The sequence below is a fragment of the Aeromicrobium sp. 636 genome (genome assembly GCF_024433585.1).
In the GTDB taxonomy this organism is placed as follows: Bacteria; Actinomycetota; Actinomycetes; order Propionibacteriales; family Nocardioidaceae; genus Aeromicrobium; species Aeromicrobium senzhongii.
On record NZ_WNJU01000001.1, the window covers coordinates 1233493 to 1259711 of the forward strand.

Genomic DNA, 26219 nt, shown 5'->3' on the forward strand with positions numbered 1-26219 from the left:
AGGTGTGAGACCGTCTGGTCGCATCAGCCAGCGTAACCGGCGCTACCAGTAGGATGACCGCGTGGACCACCTGAAGCCCGCCGAGGCCGCCCCCGACCGCAACCTCGCCCTGGACCTCGTCCGCGTGACCGAAGCCGGCGCCATGGCCGCCGGCCGCTGGGTCGGACGAGGCGACAAGAACGGTGCGGACGGCGTCGCCGTCAACGCCATGCGCTCGATGATCAACACCGTCGCGATGAACGGTGTCGTCGTGATCGGCGAGGGCGAGAAGGACGACGCCCCGATGCTCTACAACGGCGAGAACGTCGGCGACGGCACCGGACCGGAGTGCGACGTGGCCGTCGACCCGATCGACGGAACGACGCTGACGGCCAAGAGCCTGCCCAACGCGATCTCGGTCATGGCGGTCTCGCCGCGCGGCTCGATGTACGACCCGTCCGCGGTCTACTACATGGAGAAGCTCATCACCGGCCCCGAGGCCGCCGACAAGGTCGACATCCGGCTGCCCGCCGCCGAGAACATCTCGATCGTCGCCAAGGCCAAGGGCCTGGACGTCGAGGACGTCACCGTGTGCGTGCTCGACCGACCGCGCCACGACGCGCTGGTCCAGGAGATCCGCCAGACCGGCGCTCGCATCAAGTTCATCCAGGACGGCGACGTGGCCGGCGGCATCACCGCGGCCCGCCCCGGCTCCGGCGTCGACCTGCTGCTGGGCATCGGCGGCACGCCCGAGGGCATCATCACCGCCGTCGCCATGAAATGCCTCGGCGGCGTCATCCAGGCCCGCCTCACGCCCGTCGACGACGACGAGCGTCAGCGCGCCATCGACGCCGGCCACGACCTCGACCGGATCCTGCACACCGAGGACCTCGTCACCGGGGACGACTGCTTCTTCGTGGCCACCGGCATCACGACGGGCAACCTCATGCGCGGCGTCCGATACGGCGCCGGCAGCGCCACGACGGAGTCGATCGTCATGCGCTCGCGCTCGGGCACGATCCGCACGATCCGCAGCGAGCACCAGCTGCACAAGCTCGCGGCGTTCTCCACCATCGACTACGAGCACTGATCCGATGGACGCCGGGCAGGCACGCGAGGAGGACATCGCCGTCTCCGGCGAGCTCTTCGCGCACCTGCCCAGCGGCCTGGACCTGTGCCACCAGACCTTCGGTGACCCGCAGGACCAGCCCGTCCTGCTGATCATGGGACTCGGCGGCCCGATGACGTGGTGGCCCGAGGAGTTCTGCCGGCTGCTGGCCGGACGCGGGTTCCACGTCATCCGTTACGACAACCGCGACACCGGGCGCTCGACGAAGCTGCGGCACCACCAGGTGTCGCGCACCGACGTCGTCAAGGCGTTCCTCGGCCGCGGCACGGCGCCGTACGGGATCGACGACCTGGCCGACGACGCCGTCGGCCTCCTGGACCACCTGGGCATCGACGCCGCCCACGTCGTGGGGGTCTCGATGGGCGGGATGATCGCCCAGACGATGGCCGTGGAGCATCCCTCCCGGGTGCGCTCCCTGACCTCGATCATGTCCACCACGGGCCGGCGCACGGCGGGCTGGATCCATCCGCTCGTGATCCGCACGATGCTGGCCCCGGCCGGTCGCACCCGCCCCGAGTTCGCCGAGACCTCGGTCCGCAACGGCAAGGTCATGGCGTCGCCGGCCTTCCCCACTCCCGACGACGTCGCCCACGCCCGCGCCCTCGAGACCTACGACCGCGGTTGGATCGCCAGCGGCGTCTCGCGCCACATGCTGGCGGTCCTGACCCAGAGCGATCGCACCGAGCGGCTCCGCGCCGTCTCGGTGCCCACCCAGGTGATCCACGGCTCCCAGGACCTGCTGGTGCACCGCTCCGGCGGTCGCGCCACCGCCGCGGCGATCCCCGGTGCCGCGCTGCTCGAGATCGCCGGCATGGGCCACGACCTCCCCGCGCAGCTGTACGGCACGTTCGTCGACGCGATCGTCGCGAACGCCGAGCGCGCCCGCTGACCCCTCACACACGCGCGCGCCTCGACCCGAAACGGACGATCCGCGCCGCGCCCACTAGGGTGCGAGGCATGACCGAGAACAACAAGGAATGGCGCATCGAGCGCGACACCATGGGCGAGGTCAAGGTCCCCGCCGACGCCCTCTACCGGGCCCAGACCCAGCGCGCCGTCGAGAACTTCCCGATCTCCGGCACGCCGATCGAGTCCTCCCAGATCCGCGCGCTGGCGCAGATCAAGGCGGCCTGCGCGACCGCGAACGCCGAGCTGGGCATCCTCGACCAGGACATGGCCGACGCGATCGTCGCCGCCGCTGACGAGGTCGCCGCCGGCGGCCACGACGGCCACTTCCCCATCGACGTGTTCCAGACGGGCTCCGGCACGTCGAGCAACATGAACACGAACGAGGTCATCGCGACCCTCGCCACCCGGAACTCGGGCATCGAGGTGCACCCGAACGACCACGTCAACGCCTCGCAGTCCAGCAACGACGTGTTCCCGACCTCGATCCACGTCGCTGCCACGGACTCGGCCCTCAACACGCTGATCCCGGCCCTGGACCACCTCGCGAAGAGCCTCGAGGCCAAGGGCGCCGAGTTCGCCGACGTCGTGAAGTCCGGCCGCACGCACCTCATGGACGCCACGCCCGTCACCCTGGGCCAGGAGTTCAACGGCTACGCGGCGCAGATCCGCCGCGGCATCGAGCGCATCGAGGCGTCGCTGCCGCGCACGGCCGAGGTCCCCCTGGGCGGCACCGCCGTCGGCACGGGCATCAACACGCCGAAGGGCTTCCCCCAGCGCGTCATCGAGATCCTCGCCGAGCGCACGGGCCTGCCGCTGACCGAGGCGCGCGACCACTTCGAGGCGCAGGGCGCCCGCGACGGCCTGGTCGAGATGTCGGGCCAGCTGCGCACCATCGCCGTCAGCCTGGTCAAGATCAACAACGACCTGCGCTGGATGGGCTCGGGCCCCCGCACGGGCCTGGGCGAGATCCACCTGCCCGACCTGCAGCCCGGCTCGAGCATCATGCCCGGCAAGGTCAACCCGGTCCTGCCCGAGGCGACGCTCATGGTGTGCGCCCAGGTCATCGGCAACGACGCCGCGATCGCCTTCGCCGGCGCCTCCGGCTCGTTCGAGCTCAACGTCATGCTGCCGGTCATCGGCCGCAACATCCTCGAGTCGATGCGCCTGCTGGCGAACGCCTCGACGACGCTGGCCGACCGCTGCATCGACGGCATCACCGCCGACGTCGACCGCTGCCGCGAGCTGGCCGAGTCGAGCCCGTCCGTCGTGACGCCGCTCAACCGCCACATCGGCTACGAGAACGCGGCCGCGATCGCCAAGAAGTCGGTCAAGGAGCGCAAGACGATCCGCCAGGTCGTCATCGAGGAGGGCTACGTCGAGCGCGGCGACATCAGCGAGGCCGACCTCGACCAGGCACTCGACGTCATGAGCATGACGCACCCCTGACGAGACGCCACGAGACGCCGCTCGCTCCCTCCGGGGAGCGGGCGGCGTCTTTCTCGTCAGTCGTCGACGCGCTCGGCGACCACGTAGTTGTCACGGTCGAACACGACCTCGTAGGCCGCGCCGTGCTCGGCGCCGTGCTGGATCGGATCGGTCTGGGTCAGGTTGCGGTCGAAGATGATGTAGTCCGGCACCACGTCGCCGATCGTGCCGATCCAGTAGACGTCGTCGTGGCTGCCGGTGAGGTACTTCAGCACCGAGATGTCGGTCTCGACCACGGCGTCCTCGGGGATCGTGTCGATCGCCTCCTGCAGGGCCTCGCGGCGCGGCGCGGCGTCCCAGGTCTCGGGCTCGAGCAGTTTCACGACCGGGCCGCCGGCCAGCAGGTAGCCGCCGACCGCCGCGCCCAGCACGACGCCGGGCCATTCGAGCCACCGTCGCCTGCCGATCGCGTCGATCATCGCCACGAACACGATCGGCATGATGACGATCGAGTAGTGCCACTCGGTGCCCCAGTAGTACTCGACGTCGCCGAGGAAGCGCCACAGGAACGTGGGCGCCGCGACGACGGCCCACGGCGACCACAGGGCCGCGAAGCCCGTGACGCCGAAGGTCAGCAGCAGCGTGAGCAGCTTGCGGTCGGCCTGGGTGGTCAGGGTCTCCCACATCCCCACGTCCCCGCCGAGGTTGCTGGTGTAGTCGTAACCGCCGCCGGTGTTGAAGGCCGGGATGATCACCCAGACCACGAGCACGAGGGCGATCGCCCCGCCCACCGCCAGCAGCAGGCCTCGGCGCCGCTCGCCGGCGAGCCACAGCGCCACGCCGACGGCCGCGACGGTGACGCCCATGTCCTCCTTGACCAGCAGCAGCGGCAGCGACCACCACACGACGGCGGACCAGCGCTGCTCGACGAACGCGACGCCGGCCATCGCCAGGATCGGCACCGCGAACGCGACCTCATGGAAGTCGGCCACCACCGCGTTGCCGAACCCGAAGGCCAGGCCGTACATGAGCGCGATCGTCCAGCCGACCCGTACGCCGAGGCGGTCCACGGCCAGGCGGGTGATCGGCACGACGGACAGCGCGATCAGCGCCCCTTGGGCGACCAACAGGGTCTGTCCGTACGGGAAGACCCAGTACGCCGGGGCCAGCAGCGCGTCGATCGGCGAGAAGTGGTCGCCCAGGATGTTGTACCCGGGCCCCTTCACCGGCACGATCGGCGCCTCGAACCGCGAGTACGCCTTGACGGCCTGCTCGAAGATCGCGTTGTCCCACGAGTTCACGGTCAGCCGTCGCCACGACAACAGGGAGACCAGGCTGTAGAGCACCCCGACGATCAGGGCCCAGGCCCACGGCATCCATCGCTTCACGCTCGACACCGTACCGGTCGGTAACCCGTAGTTGCCGTTTGTCGGCGGGCTGTCTCGCGAAGAGCGGCGTTCCCACAGTGCGCGCGCATCGCCCGACGTAGGGTTCGACCATGAGCCGGACACGCGTGATCGGGGTGGCCGTGGCCGCTCTGCTGGCCCTGGCCCTGCTCGCCCTCCTGATCGTGGTCAACGTCGACGCGGCGCCGAAGAGCGACGCCGAGCCGGGCGCCGCCTCCCCCTCGGAACGCCAGCCTCCCGTGAAGATCGACGGCGTCGCGACGGTCCGGCTCGAGGTGCCCGTCGACGACCTCGCGGAGGAGCCCGCCGCGCCCTGCCGCGAGCTCATCACGAGCACCGAAGACCCGACCTCGGTCGAGATGACCGTCCGAGGACCCGCCGACCCGAAGCAGGAGCTCGACGCGGAGGTGTCGGTCCCGCAGACGGCCAACCCGTGGCAGGGCCTGAAGCGGCCGTACACCGTCGAGCTGGCTGAGCCCGCCTCCGTCCTGGGCCTCCCCGCCTCGCGCGACTGGGTGCTGCTGGACCACTTCTCCGACCGGTCGCTGCTGCGCACCGCCAGCGCGATGGAGATCGCCCGCCGGCTCGGCTTCGACTGGGTCCCGCGGCTCGTGCCGGCCTGGCTGGAGGTCAACGGCACCCCGTGCGGCCTGTACTCGTTCGGCGAGGGCCCCACGGTGCAGGACGGACGCGCCGAGCTCGAGGACGACGACATCGCGCTGCTGGCGGACAGCCGCGACCTCGACCACCCGCGCTTCCGGACCGATCGCGGCCTGCAGCTCTACCTGCCGGACGACGAGGCCGGCGACGCCTCGGACGCGGCGGTGCGGTTCCAGCAGGTCGAGGACCTGCTCTACGCCCGGGACTTCCCGACCAACGGCTACCGCGACCGCATCGACGTCGCCTCCTTCGTCGACTGGTACCTCCTGAACGAGCTGACCAAGAACATCGGCAGCCCGTTCGACGACGACGTCCACCTGGTCCTGCGCGGGGACGACACGGTCGCGATGGGCGCCCCGTGGGCCTTCGACGCCTCGCAGGGCAACCGGGCGAACGGCTCGTGGCGTCTCGAGCATCCGAAGGGCTGGTGGCTGCAGCGGTCCTGGTACTCGATCAGCGACGACCCGGGATGGCGCGAGGCCTTCTCCCCCACTCAGCTGTGGAACCAACGCCGGGGTCACTACTTCAACGTCCTGATGTCCGATCCGTGGTTCGCCGCCCGGGTCGCCGACCGCTGGACCGAGGTCTCGGACAGCCTGGCCACGATGGGCGACTTCATCGACGACCGCGCCGCCGTCATCGCCGACGATGCCGCCGACAACTTCAGCTCACCCGATGTCGACGGCCCGGGTCTGCCGGTGACGGCGAGCGAGTTCGACAACGACCCGACGAGCCACGTCTACGCCAACGACGATCCGGCGGTCGAGCCCCGCGAGGGCTGGCAGAACGAGGTCGACCTGTTGCGACAATGGCTGGAGCGCCGCGTCGGCTGGCTCGACGGCGAGTTCCTGGACTGACGACCGCTCAGGCGAGGCGGTCGACCAGTTCGCGGGCCGCCCCCACCAGGGCAGCGTTGTCGGCCGCCGGTGAGCCGTCGGGCAGCAGCAGGGTGTCCTCCAGACCGATCCGGGTCTCGAGACCCAGGACCAGCGCGTGACGCAGCGCGGGCCAGGCCGAGGCGCCCTCGCCGTGCAACAGGATCGGCACGTCCACCGAGACCTTGCGCACGTGGGCGATCATCTCGTCCGCGAGGGCGACGGCCTGGCCGGGCTCGAGACGGTCCGGCAGCTCGAGCAGCACCCGGCTGACCGAGTCGCGCACCGGCGAGTCGGCCCACGCGCGCACGTCGTCCATCGTCCACAGTCCGGCCTCGACGCCGACGGCGCGCTCGAACAGCGCCTCGACGATCGCGACCGAGCCGGGCTCGTGCCAGTTGACCGACGCGACGTCCGGCAGCACGCTCCAGGCGGAGATCGCCTCGAGGCGGGCCACCGGGTCGGGCAGCGCCCACGCCCCGGTGGTGACGCTGACGGGAAGTGCGGGAACCGCCACCCGCACGGCGGTGATGGCCGCGTCGACCGTGTCCGGGTCGAGGGTGTCGAGTCCGTCGTTACCCTTCGCGTGCAGGTGCACGGCGTCGGCACCGGCCGAGACGACCGCCGCGACGTCCTGGGCGATCCGCGCCGGCGTGACCGGCAGAGCCGGGTGCGCTGCGGGCGGGAGCGCGCCGTTGATGCAGGCCTGGATCAGGATCGGCCCGCCCACGACGTCAGGCCTCCGGGAACCAGAGCGCGATCTCGCGCGCGGCGGACTCCTCGGAGTCGGAGGCGTGGACGAGGTTCTCGCGGTTCGACAGCGAGAAGTCGCCCCGGATGGTCCCCGGAGCGGCCTTGCGGCCGTCCGTGGCGCCGTTGATCCCCCGAACGACCTCGATCGCGTGGTCTCCCTCGAGCACCAACGCCACCAGGGGGCCGGACGTCGCGAACTCGCGCAGCGGCGGGTACCAGGGCTGCTCGACGTGGTCCGCGTAGTGAGCGTCGGCCATCGCACCGTCGATCGTCCGCAGCTGCATCGCAACGATGCGCAGACCCTTGCGCTCGTACCTCGTGGTCACCGCCCCCACCAAGCCGCGAGCCACAGCATCGGGTTTGATGAGAACAAGCGTGCGCTGTGTCATGAGGTCAATCTATCCCGCGCGCTGATCAAGGAGTTCCCATGGTCGATCGCAACGACACCACCCACGACGACTGGTGGCGCGACGCCGTCATCTATCAGGTCTATCCCCGCTCCTGGGCCGACTCCGACGGCGACGGCATCGGCGACCTGCCGGGCATCACGTCCCACCTGGACTACCTGGCCAAGCTCGGCGTCGACGCCGTGTGGCTCTCGCCGTTCTACACCAGCCCGCAGAACGACGCGGGCTACGACGTCGCCGACTACCGCGACGTGGATCCGCTCTTCGGCACGCTGGCCGACTTCGACGCGCTCGTCGCCCGCGCCCATGAGCTGGGACTGCGCGTCATCGTCGACCTCGTGCCCAACCACTCCTCCAGCGAGCACGAGTGGTTCAAGGCCGCGCTGGCGTCCGAACCGGGCAGCCCCGAGCGCGCCCGCTACATCTTCCGCGACGGTCAGGGCGAGAACGGCGAGCTGCCGCCCAACAACTGGCAGAGCACGTTCGGCGGACCGGCGTGGACGCGCGTGGACAACCCCGACGGAACGCCCGGCCAGTGGTACCTGCACCTGTTCGACCCGACGCAGCCGGACTTCGACTGGAACAACCCCGAGGTCCAGGAGGAGTTCCGCTCCGTCCTGCGCTTCTGGCTCGATCGCGGGGTCGACGGCTTCCGCATCGACGTCGCCCACGGCCTGCACAAGGCCGAAGGGCTGCCCGACGCCCCGACCGACTACGACATCGCCAACGAGGCGACCTCGCTGCAGCCCATGTGGGACAAGCCCGCCGTGCACGAGGTCTACCGCGACTGGCGCCGACTGGTCGACGAGTACCGCGTGGAGGGCAAGGACGCCGACCGCATCCTGGTCGCCGAGGCGTGGGTCGTCCCGGACGAGGCGCTGGCCAAGTACGTGCGGCCGGACGAGCTCCACCAGTCGTTCAACTTCGGCTACCTGATGACCCCGTGGCGGGCCAAGGACCAGCGCGACTCGATCACCGCCGCGCTGGCGGCGGCGACGGCCGTGGGGGCGCCCCAGACGTGGGTGTTGTCCAACCATGACGTGCCGCGGCACGCCTCGCGACTGTCCTACGACATCGATCGCCCCACCCGCGTGCTCGGCATCGGCCCGGACCACCCGCAGCCCGACCCCGAGCTGGGCCTGCGCCGCGCTCGCGCCGCGACCACCGTGATGCTCGCGCTGCCCGGCTCGGCGTACCTCTACCAGGGCGAGGAGCTCGGGTTGCCCGAGGCCACCACCCTGCCGCCGGAGGTGCGCCAGGACCCGACCTTCGTCCGGACGAACGGGGAGGACGTGGGCCGCGACGGGTGCCGCGTGCCCGTGCCGTGGCATGCCGACCAGCCCGCGTTCGGCTTCAGCCCCACGGGCGAGAGCTGGCTGCCGCAGCCCGAGGTCTACGGCGACCTGGCCCCGAACCGCCAGGACGGCGTCGCCGGCAGCACGCTGGAGCTCTACCGGCGCCTCCTGACCGTGCGTCGCAAGTACGGGCTGGGCCACGGCGAGCTGCACTGGCAGGACCTCGGTGACGACGTGCTCGCGTTCATGGTCGTGGCCGACGGTGGTCGCCGCGTCCTGGTCGTGACGAACTTCGGCCCCACGCCGATCGACCTGCCGCACGGCGAGCTGCTGGTGGCCAGCGGATCCCTCGAGGGACACCGCCTCCCCACCGACACCACGGCCTGGGTCGCTCCCGGCTGATCGGCGCACGGGCCGTTGGACTTGCGGCCCGCCCGCTACACCCCTAGGTTCATGTGAGCGGCGTCACATTTTCACCGGTCGCACGCCGCGGACTCTCGGGGGAAGGTCGAGTGGTGCACGTGACAAGGCGAACGAAGTTCATCCGCCGCAGTGTCGGCCTGGCCGCCGCTGCCACGCTCGTGGGGGCCCTGGCGTCCTGCGGAAGCGGTGACGACGGCGGAACGCCCGTCATCAACCTCTTCGGCGGCGCCTCCGCCACCGGCTTCGACAAGATCATCGACGAGTGCAACAAGGAGGCCGACGGCGCCTACCGCATCGTCGGCAACCTCGTCCCGAGCGACGCCGACGGCCAGCGCGAGCAGCTGGTCCGGCGCCTCGCCGCCAAGGACAAGGGCATGGACCTGCTCGGCATGGACGTCGTGTGGACCGCCGAGTTCGCCGAGGCCGGCTGGATCGTGCCGCTGAACGAGGAGCAGGCCGCCCAGGTCACCGAGGGCACCCTCGAGGTGCCGCTCGAGACGGCCACCTGGAAGGACAAGGTCTACGGCATCCCGAAGCACACCAACGCCCAGCTGATGTGGTACCGCAAGTCCTTGGTCGACAAGGTCGGCGACGGCCCGCCGGACACGTGGGACGAGATGTTCGACATGGCCGAGAAGCTCAAGGCCGAGGGCGACCCGTACGAGATCGGCTTCACGGGTGCCCGCTACGAGGGCCTGGTCGTCGGCTTCAACACGATCCTGTCCTCCTACGGCGGCACGATCGTCAACGAGGACAGCACCAAGGTCACGATCGACGACAAGACCACCGAGGCGCTGGCGCTGCTGAAGCGACTGGCCACGTCGGGCCTGGCCAGCCGGTCGCTGTCGAACTCCCAGGAGCCGGAGGTGTTCGCCCAGCTGCAGAACGAGAACTCGGCGTTCAGCCTCAACTGGCCGTACGTCCTGGCCGCGATGCGCGAGGCCAACAAGGACGTCGCCCAGGACCTGGGCTTCGCCACCTTCCCCTCGACGATCGCGGGCGAGCCGTCCCGGGTCACCGTCGGCGGCATGAACTTCGGGATCAGCGAGTACAGCGAGCACAAGCAGGAGAGCTACGACGCGGCGATGTGCCTGCGCTCGCCGAAGCACCAGCTCCAGCACGCGCTGTCCGCCGGCGAGCCGCCCACGCTTGAGGCGGTGTTCAACGAGGCGGAGTTCAAGGAGGCGTACCCGCAGGCGCAGGTGCTCCTCGACGCCCTCGAGACGGCCAGTTCGCGACCGATCTCGCCGGTCTACCAGAACATCTCGACGATCATCTCGTCGACACTGTCGCCGCCGTCGGCGATCGACCCGAAGAAGACGACCGAGGAGCTCAAGACCTCGATCCAGGACGCGATCGACGGGAAGGGGATCCTGCCATGAGCATCATCGAGGCCGTCACCGAGACCGAGGGTGAGGACGAGGGCGCACGGATCGCGCGCCAGCGTCACAGCGAGGGCAAGAAGGCCGAGCGCCGGCTGGGCCTGATGCTCGTGGCACCCGCCGTGATCATCATGCTGGCGGTCACCGCCTACCCCATCGCCTACGCCTTCTACCTGTCGCTGTTCCGGGCCGACCTGCGCACACCAGATGACAACAAGTTCATCTGGTTCGACAACTACGCGACGGTCCTGTCCAGCGACATCTGGTGGAGGGCCTTCGGGTTCACCCTGCTGCTGACCGTCGTCAGCGTGATCTTCGAGCTGATCTTGGGCATGGCCCTGGCGATCGTCATGCACCGCACGATCGTCGGACGTGGCCTGGTGCGGACGTCGGCTCTGGTCCCCTACGCCATCGTCACCGTGGTCGCCGCCTTCAGCTGGCGCTTCGCCTGGAGTCAGGGCATGGGCTGGCTGGCCGGCGACAGCGCACCCCTGACCGGCCAGTGGAGCTCGTTCTGGATCATCGTGCTGGCCGAGGTCTGGAAGACGATCCCGTTCATGGCACTGCTGCTCATGGCGGGCCTGGCCCTGGTGCCCGAGGACCTGATGAAGGCCGCGTCGATGGACGGCGCCAACCCGTGGCAGCGGTTCTGGAAGATCACCGTCCCGCTGATCAAGCCATCGATCTTGGTGGCGGTGCTGTTCCGCACGCTGGACGCCTTCCGCGTCTTCGACAACATCTACATCCTGACCAGCGGCGCCAACGAGACCTCCAGCGTCTCGATCATCGCCTACAACAACCTGATCCGAGGGCTCAACCTGGGCATCGGCTCCACGATGTCGGTGCTGATCTTCATCACGATCGCGATCATCGCCTTCGCGTTCGTGAAGCTCTTCGGAGCTGCGGCACCCGGTTCCGATGAGGGGAGGCGCTGATGAGCACCGTGATCGAGACGCCGAAGACCAAGGCGATCTGGTGGGGCGTGAACGCGTTGGTCCTGATCTACGCCTTCGTGCCCGTCATCTGGATCCTGTCGCTGTCGTTCAAACCGGACGCCACCCTCAATGACGGGCGCTTCTTCCCGAGCCAGTTCACCGGTGAGCACTACGAGGCGATCTTCAACAACAACGACTTCACGCGTTCGCTGATCAACTCGATCGGCATCTGCCTGATCTCGACGTTCATCGCGATCCTGGTCGGCACGATGGCCGCCTACGCGGTCGCGCGGTTGGACTTCCCGGGCAAGCGGCTCGTCGTGGGTGCCTCGCTGCTGATCGCGATGTTCCCCCAGATCGCCCTGGTCACGCCGTTGTTCAAGATCGAGACCAGCCTCGGCCTCTTCGACACGTGGGCCGGCCTGATCATCCCCTACATCACGTTCGCGCTGCCGCTGGCGATCTACACCCTGAGCGCCTTCTTCCGGGAGATCCCCTGGGAGCTGGAGAAGGCCGCCAAGATGGACGGCGCCACGCCGTTCCAGGCCTTCCGCAAGGTGATCGCGCCGCTGGCCATGCCGGGTGTGTTCACCACCGCGATCCTGGTCTTCATCTCCTGCTGGAACGACTTCCTGTTCGCCATCTCGCTGACCTCCAGCGAGCGCTCACGCACCGTGCCGGCGGCGTTGAGCTACTTCACCGGCGCCACGACGTTCGAGAAGCCCACGCAGTCGATTGCCGCGGCCGCCGTGGTCATCACCATCCCGATCGTCATCTTCGTCCTGTTCTTCCAGCGCCGGATCGTTGCCGGCCTCACCAGCGGCGCCGTCAAGGGCTGAAAGGAATCATCATGGCTGAAATCGTCCTGGACCACGTGAACAAGCGGTATCCCGACGGAGCCCTGGCCGTGGAGGACTTCAACCTCACGATCGCCGACGGTGAGTTCATCATCCTCGTCGGCCCGTCGGGCTGCGGGAAGTCGACCACGCTGAACATGATCGCCGGGCTCGAGGACATCACCACCGGCGAGCTCAAGATCGACGGCACGGTCGTCAACGACAAGGCGCCGAAGGACCGCGACATCGCGATGGTGTTCCAGTCCTACGCGCTCTACCCGCACATGACGGTCTACGAGAACATGGCGTTCCCGCTGACGCTCGCCGGGATGGACAAGGCCGAGATCAAGGAGAAGGTGATGGAGGCGGCGCGGATGCTCGAGCTCGAGGCCCACCTCGACCGCAAGCCGTCCAACCTCTCCGGCGGCCAGCGCCAGCGCGTCGCCATGGGCCGCGCCATCGTGCGCAACCCCAAGGCGTTCCTCATGGACGAGCCGCTGTCGAACCTCGACGCCAAGCTGCGCGTGCAGATGCGCACCCAGGTGGCACGCATCCAGAAGAACCTCGGCACCACCACCGTGTACGTGACCCACGACCAGACCGAGGCCATGACCTTGGGCGATCGGGTGGTCGTGATGCGCGCCGGGAAGATCCAGCAGGTGGGCTCCCCCGCCGAGCTCTACGACAACCCCGTCAACCTGTTCGTGGCCGGCTTCATCGGCAGCCCGTCGATGAACTTCCTGCCCGCCACGATCGAGGGCGACACACTGCGGACCTCGATCGGCGACCTGCCCGTGCCCGACACGGCTCGCGAGGCGTTGCGCTCGGGCAGTGCCAGCCGCGACGTGATCGTCGGCATCCGCCCCGAGCACTTCGAGGACGCCTCGCTGGTGGCCGCGGACTCCCCCGGCGCCCGGGTCGACGTCACGGTCGACCTCGTCGAGCAGATGGGCTCCGACGTCTACGCGTACTTCTCGGTCGAGGGCAACAGCGCCGACAACGCCGACCTGGAGGACCTGGCGAAGGACTCCGGTCAGGACATGACCGGCGGCGGCACGCAGGTCAACGCCCGGCTCAGCGCCGAGTCCAAGGTCGCGAGCGGTCAGCGCGCCGAGCTGTACGTGGACACCAGCAAGATCCAGATCTTCGACGCGTCCAGCGGCGAGAACATCACGCACTGAGCCCGGGGAGGGTTCAGGTCCGGCGGCGCGAGGAGCGACGCCCACGCCGCTTGGCGACCTCGGCCATGATGTCGCGGTCCCACAGGTGCTCGCCGATGAGGCGGTACCGCTCCCCCGCGATGCGGATGTAGGCGTCGGCGTCGGTCTCGTCCTCGCCCTTCAGTCCGGCGTCGGCGACCAGTTGCAGGACCGGCAGGAACTCCTCGTCCAGCCAGCGGCGGGCCATCGTCTGCTTGTCCATGAACTGGCCCTCGGCCTGCATGCAGCGCGCACCCCAGGCCTCGACCATCTCGGCGAGCAGGCCGTAGGCGAAGGGGTCCGTGACGGTGACGGCTCCGCGGATCCTCGGTTCGAGCGGCACGCGCTGCAGGAACAGCTTGCGCCAGTGCTTCATCTCCAGGTCGGTGCGCCGGCCGATGTCGCGGGGCTCGAGCAGCGTCTGGACCTCGGTGACCTCGGCCTCGATGAGCCGCAGGTGCAGGGCGCGGGCGACCGACACGCGGTGGTGGCCGTCGCGCACGAAGTAGTAGTCGCCCAGCTTGTAGACGTCGATCGGCGGGATCTCCTCGCCGATCCGGCTGGCCCGGGCGATGCGCTCCCAACGGGCCCGGCTGCGGTCCGAGGTGGGCCGGAACCGACGATCGAAGTCGCGCACCTTGTCGACCGACCCGATGATCGCGTCGAGCGGGATCAGCTGCAGCCCCACGCGCCGTTCACCCCGCCGGCCCAGCGCATCGGCGACCTCGTCGAACGAGAGCGCCTTGGTCGTGTCGCGGTCACCGCGCAGCATCGCCGCCAGTGACGACAGGGTCTGCAGGCGCCGGGAGCGCAGGAAGTCGCTCTCGGCGTCGATCCGCGGGGACCCTGAATCAGCCATGGCCCTCCACCGACTGGAGGTGCGGCTCGATCTCCATGAGCCGGTAGGGCACAACGTTGCGGATGGTGGTGGACCCCAGGGTCCGGTCGGGCTGGGGCTGACCGTACGGATGGATGTGCCCGTGGAGGTGCCACGTGGGCTTGAGCGTCTCGATGACCTCGTGCAGCGCCTCGAAGCCGTGGTGCGGCGGGTCGTCGCCGTCGCCGAGCCCTCGGGGCGGCGCATGGGTCAGCAGCACGTCGACCCCGCCTCCGCGCTTGGCAGCCACCCTGAGCAACCGCCTGGCGCGCTTGGTGAACTCTTCCTGGGTGTACTGGTTCGGGCCGTCGTTGTAGCGGATGCTGCCGCCGAGCCCGGCGATGCGCAGTCCGGCCACGTCGATGATCGACTCGTCGGCGTTCGTCCCGCCGAGCGGACGCGGGTCCTCCCGGGGCAGGCCGTTGCCGGTCAACCAGCCGCGGAATCCCGACAGCGGGGCGTCGACCTCGGGGTCGTGGTTGCCCGGCACGAACACGACCGGCACGTCGAGCATCGAGGAGAGGAACTCCAGGTAGTCCCACGGCAGGTCGCCCGCGCCGAGAACGACGTCCGGGCGCATCCGCCGCACGCCGGCGTCATGGATCACCGGCGAGATCTCGTCTGCAACCACGAGGACACGCGCCATGCATCCACCGTACCGGGCCGGTGGGTGACCCATGTCACATCGCGAGATTCCCGTTCACGGTCGGCGCTACTCGCCGGCCGCGGCCCAGCGTGCCTTGTCCGCCTCGATCTTGCGCCCGAGGAAGAACGCCCCGAGCCACAGCGCCGCGAACATCAGGCCGATGAAGAACATGATCGGCACCAGGAAGCCCAGGGCGATGGTGGCGACCTGGATGGCGTGGCCGATCCAGTAGGCCCACGGCTGGCGCAGCAGGCCCGCCGTGACGAGGCACAGCACCGCCAGTCCACCGCCCAGCAGCGACGCTGTGAGCGGCTCGACGTCCTGCACCGCGATCATCACGGGGATGGACAGGCCCAGGATGATGGCCTGCAGCGTCAGCATCGTCGCGCACATGTGCCTCATGCCGCACCGCCCTCTCCGCCGCGCAGCAGGGTGCGCGCCTCGCCGACGGTCACGACCGAGCCCGTCACCAGGACCCCGGCCGAGCCGATCGAGTCGCCGAACTCCTCGCCCGGCGCATCGGCGAACGAGATCGCCCGTTCGAGCGCGTCGTCGAGGCGAGGCACGACCTCGACCCGATCGGCCCCGAACACGCTGGCGGCGATCTCGGCGAGGTCGCCGGCCGCGAGCGAGCGCTCGGTGCTGTTCTGCGTGCAGATGAGGTGCGCCACGACGGGCTCGAGCTCGTGCAGGATCTCCTCGGCGTCCTTGTCGGCCATGATCCCGACGACCCCGATCAGCGGGCTGAAGGCGAACTCGTCGGTGAGCGACTCGACCATCGCCCGCACGCCGTGCGGGTTGTGGGCCGCATCGAGGACGACGGTGGGGCTGCGCCGGACGACCTCGAGCCGTCCGGGCGACGTCACCGCGCCGAAACCGGCGCGCACCAGGTCGGGGTCGAGCTGGGCCTCGCCGGTGAACACCTCGACCGCCGCCAGCGCGAGCGCCGCATTGCGGGCCTGGAAGGCGCCGTGCAGCGGCAGCAGGATGTCCTCGTAGCGTCCCTTGACGCCCTGGATCGTGAACAGCTGGCCGCCCACGGCGGTGGTGCGCGACTCGACGCCGAAGTCGGCGCCCTCGAGCACGAGCAGGGAACCCACCTCGTTGGCGCGGCCGAGCATGACCTCGAGGACCTCCTCGGACTGCGAGGCCAGGACGGTGCGGGTGCCGGGCTTGATGATCCCGGCCTTCTCGACAGCGATGTCGGCCGGCGTGTCGCCCAGGTAGGAGGCATGGTCCACGTCGATGGGGGTGATGACCGCGACCGCGGCGTCGGCGACGCTCGTGGCGTCCCATGCGCCGCCCATGCCCACCTCGACGACCGCGACGTCGACGGGCGCGTCGGCGAACGCGGCGTAGCCCATCGCGACGAGCATCTCGAAGAAGCTCAGCCGGTGCGGCTGGTTCTGGTCGACCAGGTCCGCGTAGACGGCGACATCGGCGTAGGCGTCGACGAAGAGGTCGTCGCTGAGCGGCTCGCCGTCGATGCAGATGCGCTCGTTGATGCGCTGCAGGTGCGGGCTGGTGAAGCGGCCGGTGCGCAGGTCGAGGGCGCGCAGCAGCGCATCGATCATGCGGCTGGTCGAGGTCTTGCCGTTGGTGCCGGTCAGCTGGATGACCGGTTGCGCGTTCTGCGGATCACCCATCAGCTCACACACGGCGCGGATCCGGTCGAGCGACGGCTCGAGCCGGGTCTCGGGCCAACGGGACAGCAGGGCGAGCTCGACATCGGGGTAGGTGGGCCTCATCCCTGCCAGTATCCCAGTGCGGGCATCGAGGGTTGTCACACCGCCGCGAATGAGGCTGGTGAGGCGGGCGGGACCAGGCTGACGACCCCGACCGGAAATGGGTGATTCCACCCATGGTCAGCGTTCCGGAGCCGGGAACACACTGAGGGAATGAATCGTCAGGCGGCAGGGTGGATCACGCATCGGTGGGCCAAATGGGTGGTCCTGGTCGTCATGCTGCTGTTCATCGGCGCCCTCGGCTCGTTCGCCAGCAAGCTCACCAGCGTGCAGGACAACGACGTCGCGGCCTGGCTCCCGGACGACGCCGAGTCGACCCAGGTGATCAAGAAGGCCGGGGCCTTCTACGACGAGGAGAGCGTCCCGGCGATCGTCATGCTGTCGTCCTCGGAGCGGCTCGGCCCGCAGGACCTCGCCGCGGCCCAGGCCGTCTCTCGTGAGATCGCGGCCCTGGAGGACGTTCCCCTCGGGGAGATCACTCCCCCGATCCCCAGCCGCGACGGCCAGGCCATCGAGCTGGTTGTGCCGATGACGCTCGACGACGACTCCTGGGAGAAGCTCCCGGACTGGATCGACGAGATCCGCGACGCGTCGGAGTCCGGGATCGCCGACACCGACCTGCAGGTCGACATCGGCGGACCCGCCGCCCTGAGCGCGGACCAGGCGGAGTCGTTCGCGGGGATCGACGGCATCCTGCTGCTGTCGGCGGTGGGCGTCGTGGTCGTGATGCTGCTGCTGACCTACCGCAGCCCGATCCTGTGGCTGATCCCGCTGTTCTGCGGCCTGATGAGCGTGTTCGCCTCCCAGGGACTGGTCTACCTGCTGGCGAAGTACGGCGGCCTGACCGTCAACGGGCAGAGCGCCGGCATCCTGAGCGTCCTGGTCCTGGGCGCGGGCATCGACTACGCCCTGCTCGTCGTCGCGAGGTACCGCGAGGAGCTGCGCCGGTACGAGGACCGCCATGAGGCGATGGCCCATGCCCTGCACCGGGCCGCACCGGCCATCATCGCCAGCGGCGGCACGGTCGTCATCGGACTGCTGTGCCTGCTGTTCGCCCAGATGAACTCGACCGCCGGACTCGGACCGGTGGGCGCGGCGGGCATCGCCGTGTCACTGCTGATCATGCTGGTGCTCCTGCCCGCGCTCCTGGTCATCTTCGGCCGCTGGGTCTTCTGGCCGTTCATCCCGCACTTCGGCGATCCCGAGCGCACGGACCGGGGCTTCTGGTCCGGCGTGGGCCGCCGCATCGCCAAGGCGCCCCGCGTCGTGTGGGTCGTCACGACCCTCGTCCTGGTGGCGCTCTCGTTCGGTGTCGTGAAGCTCGACGCGACGGGCCTGAGCAACGAGGAGGCGTTCACCAGCACGCCGGACTCGGTCATCGCCGAGGAGCGGATCGCCGAGCACTTCCCGGCCGGCGCAGGCGACCCCGTCCAGGTGATCTCCACCGCCGACGGCGCGCCGCAGGTGCGCTCGGCCCTGGCCAGCGTCGAAGGCGTCGACCCGGCCACGGTGACGCCGCCGCGGACCAAGGGCGACGTGTCCTACATCGAGGCGACCCTGTCGGTGCCCAGCGACTCCTCCGCGGCTCAGGACGCCATCGAGGACATCCGCGACGCGGTCGGCGCGGTGGACGGGGCCGACGCGCTGGTCGGCGGCAACACGGCGCTCAACCTGGACGTCCAGCAGGCCTCGGCGGCTGACAACCGCCTCATCATCCCGATCATCCTCGTGGTGGTCCTGCTCGTGCTGATGATCCTGCTGCGCTCCGTGGCCGCGCCGGTGATCCTGCTGGTCACCGTCGTGCTGTCCTTCGCCGCCGCGCTGGGCATCAGCGCGCTCGTGTTCCGGTACGTGTTCGACTTCGCCGGAGCGGACTCGTCGTTCCCGCTGTTCGCGTTCGTGTTCCTCGTCGCGCTGGGCATCGACTACAACATCTTCCTGATGACCCGGGTGCGCGAGGAGGCTCTCGTGCACGGCACGCGGCGCGGCGCCCTGATCGGCCTGGCCGCGACCGGCGGCGTGATCACCTCGGCGGGGCTCGTGCTGGCGGGCACGTTCTCGGCACTGGCGACGCTGCCGGTCGTGTTCCTGGCCGAGCTGGGCTTCGCGGTGGCCATCGGCGTCCTGCTCGACACGATCATCGTGCGCTCGGTGCTGGTGACAGCGCTGAACCTCGACATCGGCCGGCGGATCTGGTGGCCGAGCGCCCTCTGGCGCACCGACGGTCAGCGGGCCGAGAACTCCTCGGCCAGCACCGCGTAGATCCCGGTGTCGGCCCAGTCGCCCTTGAACCACATGTCCTGACGGAAGTGGGCCTCCTCGCGCATGCCGAGGCGCCGGCACAGTGCGATCGAGGCGTCGTTGCGCGGATCCAGCTCGGCGACGACGCGGTGCAGCCGCATCCGCTCGAAAGCGAGCTGGAGCAGCGCACGGGCACCCTCCTCGGCGAACCCCTGCCCCTGGAAGTCCGGATGGAGGCCCCAACCGATCTCGGCGGTGAGGTGGTCAACGCTGCGCAGGCTCAGATAGAGGTGTCCGATCATGCGTCCGCCGGTGCGGAGTTCGACGGGAATCTCCAGGTAGTCACCGTCGCGCTCGAGCGCGGTGTGCGACGACCACTCCGCCACCTTGGCGGCCATCTCCTCGCGGCTTCGCGGCTCGAACAGCATGAAGCGGGCGACGTCCTCGCGGGACTGGTACTCGTGGAAGGCGTCCACGTCGTTCACCGTGATCGGTCGCAAGCGCAGCCGCGCCGTCTCGATCGGCTCGGTGAAGCGGAAGGGCCGGAACTGCGAGCGGGTCGGCGGCAGCTCCAGCATCCGGCGCGCCAACGGCGCCAGGCGATCGCCCAGGTCGCGAGCCTCGTCCCGGGTGAACCAGCGCGCCTCGGCGATCTCGGCCGCAGCGGTCACCTCGCGGTCGAGGCGCAGGGCGAAGACGTCGGCGACGAGGTGGTGGCCCGGCTCGTTCGCGGCGTCGGCCTCGAACCGTCCCCACGCCGCAAGGTCGTCCGGATCGACGTCGATCAGCAGCTCCTCGGCGAGCTCGCGCACGAGCGCCTCCACCGGCTGCTCGCCGGGCTCGGGCTTGCCACCGGGCTGCATGAAGATCTCGGACCCGGCCTTGCGGACCACGAGGATCCGGCCGTCCGCATCGGTCGTGAACGCCGCCACGACGTGGATCGTCGGCCTGCTGCCGTCGCTCATCTGATCGCCTCCGCCGTCCATCTTCCTGGACTCCCCCGGGCAAGCCGGCGCCTCCCTGGGTGAACTTCCCCGGGGAGGCGCCGGTTTACCACGGTCCCGTGGTAAACCGGCGCCCGGCGACCCACGTAGAATCGGCGCTTGTGACCACACAGAACCGCGTTCCCGAGAAGCCCGTCCTCGAAGGTCTCGAGGAGAAGTGGGTGGGCGTATGGGCCGAGCAGGGCACGTACGCCTTCGACCGGACCAAGACGCGCGACCAGGTGTACTCGATCGACACCCCGCCGCCGACCGTCTCGGGCTCCCTGCACGTGGGTCACGTCTTCAGCTACACGCACACCGACCTCATGGCGCGGTACAAGCGCATGCGCGGGTTCGAGGTCTTCTACCCGATGGGCTGGGATGACAACGGCCTGCCCACGGAGCGTCGCGTGCAGAACTACTACGGCGTCCGCTGCGACCCCTCGCTGCCGTACGACCCCGACTTCACCCCGCCGGCCAAGCCCGATCCCAAGAAGCAGATCCCGATCAGCCGGCGCAACTTCATCGAGCTGTGCAACGAGCTGGTCGAGCGCGACGAGCAGGTCTTCGAGAAGCTCTGGCGCACGCTGGGCCTGTCGGTCGACTGGTCGCAGACCTACACGACGATCGGTCAGGACGCCCAGTCCACCAGCCAGCGCGCCTTCCTGCGCAACCTGTCGCGCGGTGAGGCGTACAGCCAGGACGCCCCGACCATGTGGGACGTGACCTACCAGACCGCCGTCGCCCAGGCCGAGCTCGAGGCGCGCGACTACCCGGGTCACTACTACCGCGTCTCGTACCACCTGGCCGATGGCCAGAAGGTCTTCATCGAGACCACCCGGCCCGAGCTCACCCCGGCCGCCGTCGCCCTGATCGCGCATCCGGACGACGAGCGCTACCAGCACCTGTTCGGCACGACCGCCCACTCGCCGATCTTCGGCGTCGAGGTGCCCGTCCTGGCCCACACGCTGGCCGACCCCGAGAAGGGCTCCGGCATCGTGCACTGCTGCACGTTCGGCGACCTGACCGACGTGCAGTGGTGGCGCGAGTTCGACCTGCCCAACCGCACGGTGATCGGCCGCGACGGCCGCATCCTGCGCGAGGTGCCCGAGTGGATCGCCGGCGGCCCCGGCGAGTCGGTGTACGCCGAGCTGGCCGGCAAGACCGCCTTCAGCGCCCGCGAGGCGATCGCCGCTGCGTTCAAGGAGTCCGGCGACCTCGACGGCGAGCCGACGCCCACGCAGCGCATGGCGAACTTCTACGAGCGCGGCGACAAGCCGCTCGAGATCGTGTCCACGCGCCAGTGGTACATCAAGAACGGCGGCCGTGACGCCGAGCTGCGTCAGCAGCTGGTCGAGCTCGGCAACGACATCGACTGGCACCCCGGCTACATGCAGTCGCGGTACACGAACTGGATCGAGGGCCTCAACGGCGACTGGCTGGTCAGCCGCCAGCGGTTCTTCGGCATCCCGTTCCCGGTCTGGTACCTGCTCGACGAGGCCGGCGAGCCCGACTACGAGAACCCGCTCCTCGCGCCCGAGTACGACCTGCCCGTCGACCCGGCGTCCCAGCCCCCGGCCGGCTTCGACGAGTCGCAGCGCGGACAGCCCGGCGGCTTCATCGCCGACCCCGACGTGCTCGACACGTGGGCCACGTCCTCGCTGACGCCGCAGCTGGTGTGCGGCTGGGAGCGCGACCTCGACCTGTTCGAGCGCACCTTCCCGATGGACCTGCGTCCGCAGGGCCACGACATCATCCGCACGTGGCTGTTCTCGACGGTCGTGCGGTCGAACCAGGAGTTCGGCCAGGTGCCGTGGAAGCACACGGCGCTCTCGGGCTTCGTGGTCGACCCCGACCGCAAGAAGATGAGCAAGTCCAAGGGCAACGTCGTGGTCCCCGACGAGATCCTCGAGAAGTTCGGCGCCGACGCGGTCCGCTGGCGCGCCGCCGGCGCCCGCCCGGGTGCCGACTCGCCGTTCGACGAGACCCAGATGAAGGTCGGACGCCGCCTGGCGATGAAGGTGCTCAACGCGAGCAAGTTCGTGGTGGCTCCCGTCGACCAGTACGGCCTGGGCGCCGACGCCTCCCTGCTTGACGCCTCGCTGGTCACCGAGCCCCTCGACCGCGCCCTGCTGACCGCGCTGCGTGACGTCGTCGAGACGGCGACGAGCCACTTCGAGGCGTACGACTACACCTCGGCCCTCGAGGTCACCGAGAAGTTCTTCTGGGACTTCTGCGACGACTACCTCGAGCTGGTCAAGGAGCGCGCCCGCCGCGAGGACCAGTCCGGCACGTCGGCGAAGGCCACGTTCGTGCTGGCCCTGTCGGTCCAGCTGCGACTGCTCGCGCCGTTCCTGCCCTACGTGACCGAGGAGGTCTGGTCCTGGTGGCAGGAGGGCTCGATCCACCGTGCCGCCTGGCCGACCACCGACGACCTCGCAGTGGACCCGTTCGACGGCCGTCTGCTGGCGATCGCGGGCGAGGCACTGGCCGGCATCCGCGGCGCGAAGTCGACGGCGAAGGTGAGCCAGCGCACCGAGGTCACCCAGGTCACCGTGTCGGGTCCCCGTGCCACCTTGGACCTGCTGGAGGCCGCTGTGCCGGACCTGCGCGCTGCGGGCCGCGTCGTGGGCGAGTTCGCCACCGCCGAGGCCGAGGGTGACGCGTTGCGCGTCGAAACCACACTCGCCGACGCCTGAGGAGGCGTAGTCTCCGAGGGAAACCACATGAACCCACACGATCTTCGGGGAGGTCAGGGGTGTACGCCGCCGAACGTCAGTTGTTGCTCACGGAGTTGCTGGAGCGCCATGGGCGCCTTGCGGTCAACGAGGTCGCGGACGAGCTGAAGGTCTCGACCGAGACCATTCGACGCGACCTCACGGTGCTGGAGCGCGCGGGAACGGCCCGGAGGGTCCACGGCGGGGCGGTGCTGTCCTCGGCCTACTCGCGGATCGAGCCGAGCCTGTCGCAGCGCACCTCCGAGCGGCCCGACCTCAAGGCGCGGATCGCCACCGCCGCCCTGGCGTTCCTGCCCCCGGCCGGCGGCAGCGTCCTGCTCGACGGTGGCAGCACCATCGCCCACCTGGTCTCGGTGCTGCCGTCCGACCTGCGACTGACCGTGCTGACCCACAGCGTCGCGATCGCCCATCAACTGCTCGGCCACGAGGGCATCGCCCTGCACACCGTCGGTGGTCGCGTCCGTGATGTCACGGGGGTCGCGGTCGGTCAGCGGACCGTTGAGACGTTCGGCACCACTCGCGCCGACGTGGCCTTCCTGGGGACCAACGGGATCGCCTCCGACCACGGCTTCAGCACCGCCGACTCGGAGGAGGCGGCCGTCAAGCGCGCGCTCGTGCGGTCGTCCCGCACCCAGGTCGTCCTGGCCGACTCCACCAAGTTCGGCCCGCACCAGGTCTTCTCCTTCGCCGACCTGGAGGACGTCACGGTCGTCGTCACCGACGACGGCATCCGGCCCCAGGACCGCGCCATGCTGCACGAGGCCGGCGTCGACGTCGTCGTCGCCTGACCACCGCTCCCGAGATTTGCTCCCCAACTCACCTTCGAACCGCGTTCAAAGGTCCAAATAGGAGCAAATCTCGGGGTCAGTCGACGGTCGAGGTGGAGAAGTCGATCCCGGCGTTCTGCAGCCGGGTGATCAGGGCCGAGCCCATCGCCACGGCCGTGGTGGTCTGGCCCACGACCTCGGGCAGGTCATCGTAGGCCAGGCACATCGCCGACTCGGCCAGCATCTTGGCGGTCTCGGTGTAGCCCGGATCGCCGCCCCGGACCGTGGTGACCACCTTGGTGTCGCTGCCGTGTCCGACCAAGGTCAGGGTGAACCAGGACCCGGCGCGCTGCTCCTCCGAGGGCCCGTCGCCCGAGGCCTTGAGCTTCAGCAGCGCCGCGCGGACGGGAGGGATCTGGGCACCCACCGCGACCGCCGCCAGCACCGGAGCGGCCATGGCCATCATCCGTCGGGTCCGGAAGTGCGCGTGGTGCTCGTAGGTGAACTCGGGGCCGTACCGCTCGAGGGCGCGCGCCGAGCGCAGCACGATCTGCGGGTCGATCGTCGGCAGCGGTACCCCGAAGCCCTTGACGGGCGGCTCAGCACGTCCGAGGTGGCCACCCCCGTGGATGCGGCGCCCGGTGGGACGCCCCTCACGCGCCCGGCGCTGCTTGGCCGCGGCCTGCGACTGGCGGAACTGCGCGATCTGGCCCACGGCCGAGTGATACGTCCCGGCCGAGAACGTGGCCTTGGCCCGGATGTAGCCGCGGATCATCAGCGGGACACCCGCCGGGAGCTGGTCGACCGTGTAGAGCACGCCGAGGTCGTAGGGGATGGAGTCGAAGCCGCAGGCGTGCACGAGCCGGGCGCCCGTGCGGACGGCCGTCTCGTGGTACTTGAGCCACATCTCGTCGACGAACTGCGGCTCGCCGGTCAGGTCGACGTAGTCGATGCCCGCCTCGGCGGCCGCCTTGACGGCAGGCTCGCCGTGCTGGAGGTACGGACCCACGGTGCTGATCAGGACGCGGGTGTCCGTGGCCATCTTCGCCATCGAGTCCGGATCGGCCAGGTCCGCGATGACGATCTCGGGGGCCTCACGACCGGTCGCGGCGATCCGCGCGGCCACCTGTTCGAGCTTGGCGCGGGTCCGCCCCGCGATCGCCCACGAGGCGTCTTCGGGCAGATGGACGGCCAGGTAGTCGGCGGTGAGTCCGCCGGTGAACCCGGTGGCTCCGAGCAGCGTGATGTCGACCATGGGTCGACGCTATACGGAAGTCAGCTGGCCTTCTTGTCGGCCTCGTCGCGGGTGATCACGGTGGGCTCCGCGTGGTCGCGCACGGTCTCGGCCGTGACGATGACCTTGGCGACATCGTCGCGGCTGGGGATCTCGTACATGATGTCCTGCAGGGCGTCCTCGACGATCGACCGCAGACCACGAGCACCGGTGTCGCGCTCGAGGGCCAGATCGGCCATCGCCTCGCACGCCTCCTCGGTGAACTCCAGCTCGACGTCGTCGATGGCGAACAGTCGGACGTACTGCTTGGTGAGCGCGTTGCGCGGCTCGGTGAGGATCGAGATCAGAGCCGGCTTGTCGAGCTTGTTGACCGCGGCGATCACCGGCAGACGGCCGATGAACTCGGGGATCAGGCCGAACTTGAGCAGATCGGTCGGGACGACCTTCGACAGCCGCTCGGAGTCCTTCTCCTCGACGACCGGGGCGAGGTCGGAGTTGAAGCCCAGGGTCTTCTTGCCGCTGCGCTGCTCGATGATCTGGTCCAGGCCCGCGAACGCGCCGCCGACGATGAACAGCACGTTGGTGGTGTCGATCTGGATGAACTCCTGGTGCGGGTGCTTGCGCCCGCCCTGCGGGGGCACCGAGGCGGTCGTGCCCTCGAGGATCTTCAGCAGGGCCTGCTGGACGCCCTCGCCCGACACGTCGCGCGTGATGGACGGGTTCTCGCTCTTGCGACTGATCTTGTCGATCTCGTCGATGTAGATGATGCCCGTCTCGGCCTTCTTGACGTCGTAGTCGGCCGCCTGGATCAGCTTCAGCAGGATGTTCTCGACGTCCTCGCCGACGTAGCCGGCCTCGGTCAGGGCCGTGGCGTCGGCGATCGCGAACGGGACGTTCAACATGCGGGCCAGCGTCTGGGCCAGGTAGGTCTTGCCGCAGCCGGTGGGGCCGACCATCAAGATGTTGGACTTGGCCAGCTCGACCGTCTCGTCCTTGTTGATCCGACCCGAGGCCTGGGCCTGGACACGCTTGTAGTGGTTGTAGACCGCGACCGCGAGCGACTTCTTCGCGCCCTCCTGGCCGACGACGTACGTGTTGAGGAACTCGTAGATCTCAGCCGGCTTCGGCAACTCACCGAGGCTGACCTCGGCGCCCTCGGCCAGCTCCTCCTCGATGATCTCGTTGCACAGGTCGATGCACTCGTCGCAGATGTAGACGCCGGGACCGGCGATCAACTTCTTGACCTGCTTCTGACTCTTGCCGCAGAACGAGCACTTCAGCAGGTCGGCCGTCTCACCAATGCGTGCCATGCGTGTGTTTTCCTGTCGTTTCCGAACGGTCCCCCCACGATGCCACAGCTGTGCACCGTGGAGGG

Annotated in this window: 22 protein-coding genes; 12 read left to right on the top strand and 10 right to left on the bottom strand. The window is 69.5% G+C overall.

Translation table 11 applies throughout. The annotated features are described in order from the left end of the window. Positions 1-61 precede the first annotated feature (61 nt). The 3 genes from glpX to GL325_RS06170 all read left to right on the top strand — a co-directional run bounded on the left by glpX (position 62) and on the right by GL325_RS06170 (position 3463). Positions 62-1069: a class II fructose-bisphosphatase gene (gene glpX, locus GL325_RS06160; RefSeq protein WP_187411768.1), complete on the top strand. Its 1008-nt coding sequence runs from the start codon at positions 62-64 to the stop codon at positions 1067-1069. A gap of 4 nt (positions 1070-1073) precedes the next feature. Continuing rightward, a complete protein-coding gene (locus GL325_RS06165) occupies positions 1074-1997 on the top strand; it encodes an alpha/beta fold hydrolase (RefSeq protein ID WP_154595626.1) in 924 nt (307 codons plus the stop codon). Between the two features lie 68 nt (positions 1998-2065). Next, complete coding sequence (locus GL325_RS06170; protein ID WP_187768916.1) at positions 2066-3463, top strand: aspartate ammonia-lyase; 1398 nt, start codon at positions 2066-2068, stop codon at positions 3461-3463. Positions 3464-3519: 56 nt separating this feature from the next. Here GL325_RS06170 and GL325_RS06175 read toward each other — a convergent pair whose 3' ends face one another. Continuing rightward, a complete protein-coding gene (locus tag GL325_RS06175) occupies positions 3520-4830 on the bottom strand; it encodes a DUF2079 domain-containing protein (protein WP_187768917.1) in 1311 nt (436 codons plus the stop codon). A 110-nt stretch (positions 4831-4940) separates the two neighbouring features. On the opposite strand from GL325_RS06175, the gene GL325_RS06180 reads away from it, so the two are divergent. After that, positions 4941-6365, top strand: a complete 1425-nt coding sequence (locus GL325_RS06180; RefSeq protein WP_187768918.1) for a CotH kinase family protein — start codon at positions 4941-4943, stop codon at positions 6363-6365. A 7-nt stretch (positions 6366-6372) separates the two neighbouring features. Here the strand turns inward: GL325_RS06180 and GL325_RS06185 are convergent, their stop codons facing one another. Further along, positions 6373-7113, bottom strand: coding sequence for a 3-keto-5-aminohexanoate cleavage protein (locus tag GL325_RS06185; RefSeq protein ID WP_187768919.1), 741 nt, complete (start codon positions 7111-7113; stop codon positions 6373-6375). A gap of 4 nt (positions 7114-7117) precedes the next feature. Further along, on the bottom strand, positions 7118-7525 hold the full coding sequence (gene ndk, locus GL325_RS06190) for a nucleoside-diphosphate kinase (protein ID WP_154595630.1): 408 nt from the start codon (positions 7523-7525) through the stop codon (positions 7118-7120). Between the two features lie 38 nt (positions 7526-7563). On the opposite strand from ndk, the gene GL325_RS06195 reads away from it, so the two are divergent. From GL325_RS06195 to GL325_RS06215, 5 genes are all read left to right on the top strand, one after another. Continuing rightward, entirely contained in the window at positions 7564-9240 is a 1677-nt protein-coding gene (locus tag GL325_RS06195; protein WP_187768920.1) for a glycoside hydrolase family 13 protein, read from the top strand. Between the two features lie 119 nt (positions 9241-9359). Continuing rightward, positions 9360-10643: an ABC transporter substrate-binding protein gene (locus tag GL325_RS06200; RefSeq protein WP_223110974.1), complete on the top strand. Its 1284-nt coding sequence runs from the start codon at positions 9360-9362 to the stop codon at positions 10641-10643. Further along, a complete protein-coding gene (locus GL325_RS06205) occupies positions 10640-11578 on the top strand; it encodes a carbohydrate ABC transporter permease (RefSeq protein WP_154595632.1) in 939 nt (312 codons plus the stop codon). The genes GL325_RS06200 and GL325_RS06205 overlap by 4 nt, the downstream gene beginning before the upstream one ends. Next, positions 11578-12417 carry a carbohydrate ABC transporter permease gene (locus tag GL325_RS06210; protein WP_154595633.1) on the top strand — a complete coding sequence of 280 codons (840 nt, stop codon included), beginning with the start codon at positions 11578-11580 and terminating at the stop codon, positions 12415-12417. Before GL325_RS06205 ends, GL325_RS06210 begins: the two co-directional genes overlap by 1 nt. 11 nt (positions 12418-12428) lie before the next feature. Further along, positions 12429-13595, top strand: coding sequence for an ABC transporter ATP-binding protein (locus tag GL325_RS06215; protein ID WP_154595634.1), 1167 nt, complete (start codon positions 12429-12431; stop codon positions 13593-13595). A gap of 13 nt (positions 13596-13608) precedes the next feature. Here the strand turns inward: GL325_RS06215 and GL325_RS06220 are convergent, their stop codons facing one another. The 4 genes from GL325_RS06220 to GL325_RS06235 all read right to left on the bottom strand — a co-directional run bounded on the left by GL325_RS06220 (position 13609) and on the right by GL325_RS06235 (position 16884). After that, entirely contained in the window at positions 13609-14472 is an 864-nt protein-coding gene (locus tag GL325_RS06220; protein ID WP_154595635.1) for a chromosome partitioning protein ParB, read from the bottom strand. Next, positions 14465-15136 carry a metallophosphoesterase gene (locus GL325_RS06225; protein ID WP_223110975.1) on the bottom strand — a complete coding sequence of 224 codons (672 nt, stop codon included), beginning with the start codon at positions 15134-15136 and terminating at the stop codon, positions 14465-14467. The genes GL325_RS06220 and GL325_RS06225 overlap by 8 nt, the downstream gene beginning before the upstream one ends. Positions 15137-15202: 66 nt before the next feature. Next, positions 15203-15538: a DUF4233 domain-containing protein gene (locus GL325_RS06230; RefSeq protein ID WP_154595637.1), complete on the bottom strand. Its 336-nt coding sequence runs from the start codon at positions 15536-15538 to the stop codon at positions 15203-15205. Further along, entirely contained in the window at positions 15535-16884 is a 1350-nt protein-coding gene (locus GL325_RS06235) for a folylpolyglutamate synthase/dihydrofolate synthase family protein (RefSeq protein WP_187768923.1), read from the bottom strand. Before GL325_RS06235 ends, GL325_RS06230 begins: the two co-directional genes overlap by 4 nt. A 150-nt stretch (positions 16885-17034) precedes the next feature. On the opposite strand from GL325_RS06235, the gene GL325_RS06240 reads away from it, so the two are divergent. Then, positions 17035-19143 (top strand): MMPL family transporter, encoded by a 2109-nt coding sequence (locus tag GL325_RS06240; protein WP_187768924.1) that lies wholly within the window; start codon positions 17035-17037, stop codon positions 19141-19143. Here the strand turns inward: GL325_RS06240 and GL325_RS06245 are convergent. Beyond that, entirely contained in the window at positions 19107-20087 is a 981-nt protein-coding gene (locus tag GL325_RS06245; RefSeq protein ID WP_187768925.1) for a GNAT family N-acetyltransferase, read from the bottom strand. The genes GL325_RS06240 and GL325_RS06245 overlap by 37 nt on opposite strands. Positions 20088-20227: 140 nt before the next feature. Here GL325_RS06245 and valS point away from each other — a divergent pair, with 140 nt between their 5' ends. Both valS and GL325_RS06255 read left to right on the top strand, forming a co-directional pair. Beyond that, positions 20228-22804: a valine--tRNA ligase gene (gene valS, locus GL325_RS06250; protein ID WP_187768926.1), complete on the top strand. Its 2577-nt coding sequence runs from the start codon at positions 20228-20230 to the stop codon at positions 22802-22804. Between the two features lie 59 nt (positions 22805-22863). Then, complete coding sequence (locus GL325_RS06255; RefSeq protein WP_187411764.1) at positions 22864-23631, top strand: DeoR/GlpR family DNA-binding transcription regulator; 768 nt, start codon at positions 22864-22866, stop codon at positions 23629-23631. Between the two features lie 76 nt (positions 23632-23707). On the opposite strand, the gene GL325_RS06260 is transcribed toward GL325_RS06255, so the two are convergent. Both GL325_RS06260 and clpX read right to left on the bottom strand, forming a co-directional pair. Further along, positions 23708-24865, bottom strand: a complete 1158-nt coding sequence (locus GL325_RS06260) for a trans-acting enoyl reductase family protein (RefSeq protein WP_187768927.1) — start codon at positions 24863-24865, stop codon at positions 23708-23710. A 20-nt stretch (positions 24866-24885) separates the two neighbouring features. Further along, the gene (clpX, locus tag GL325_RS06265; protein ID WP_154595644.1) at positions 24886-26154 is read right to left on the bottom strand and encodes an ATP-dependent Clp protease ATP-binding subunit ClpX; all 1269 of its coding nucleotides are present in this window, start codon (positions 26152-26154) and stop codon (positions 24886-24888) included. Positions 26155-26219 lie beyond the last annotated feature (65 nt).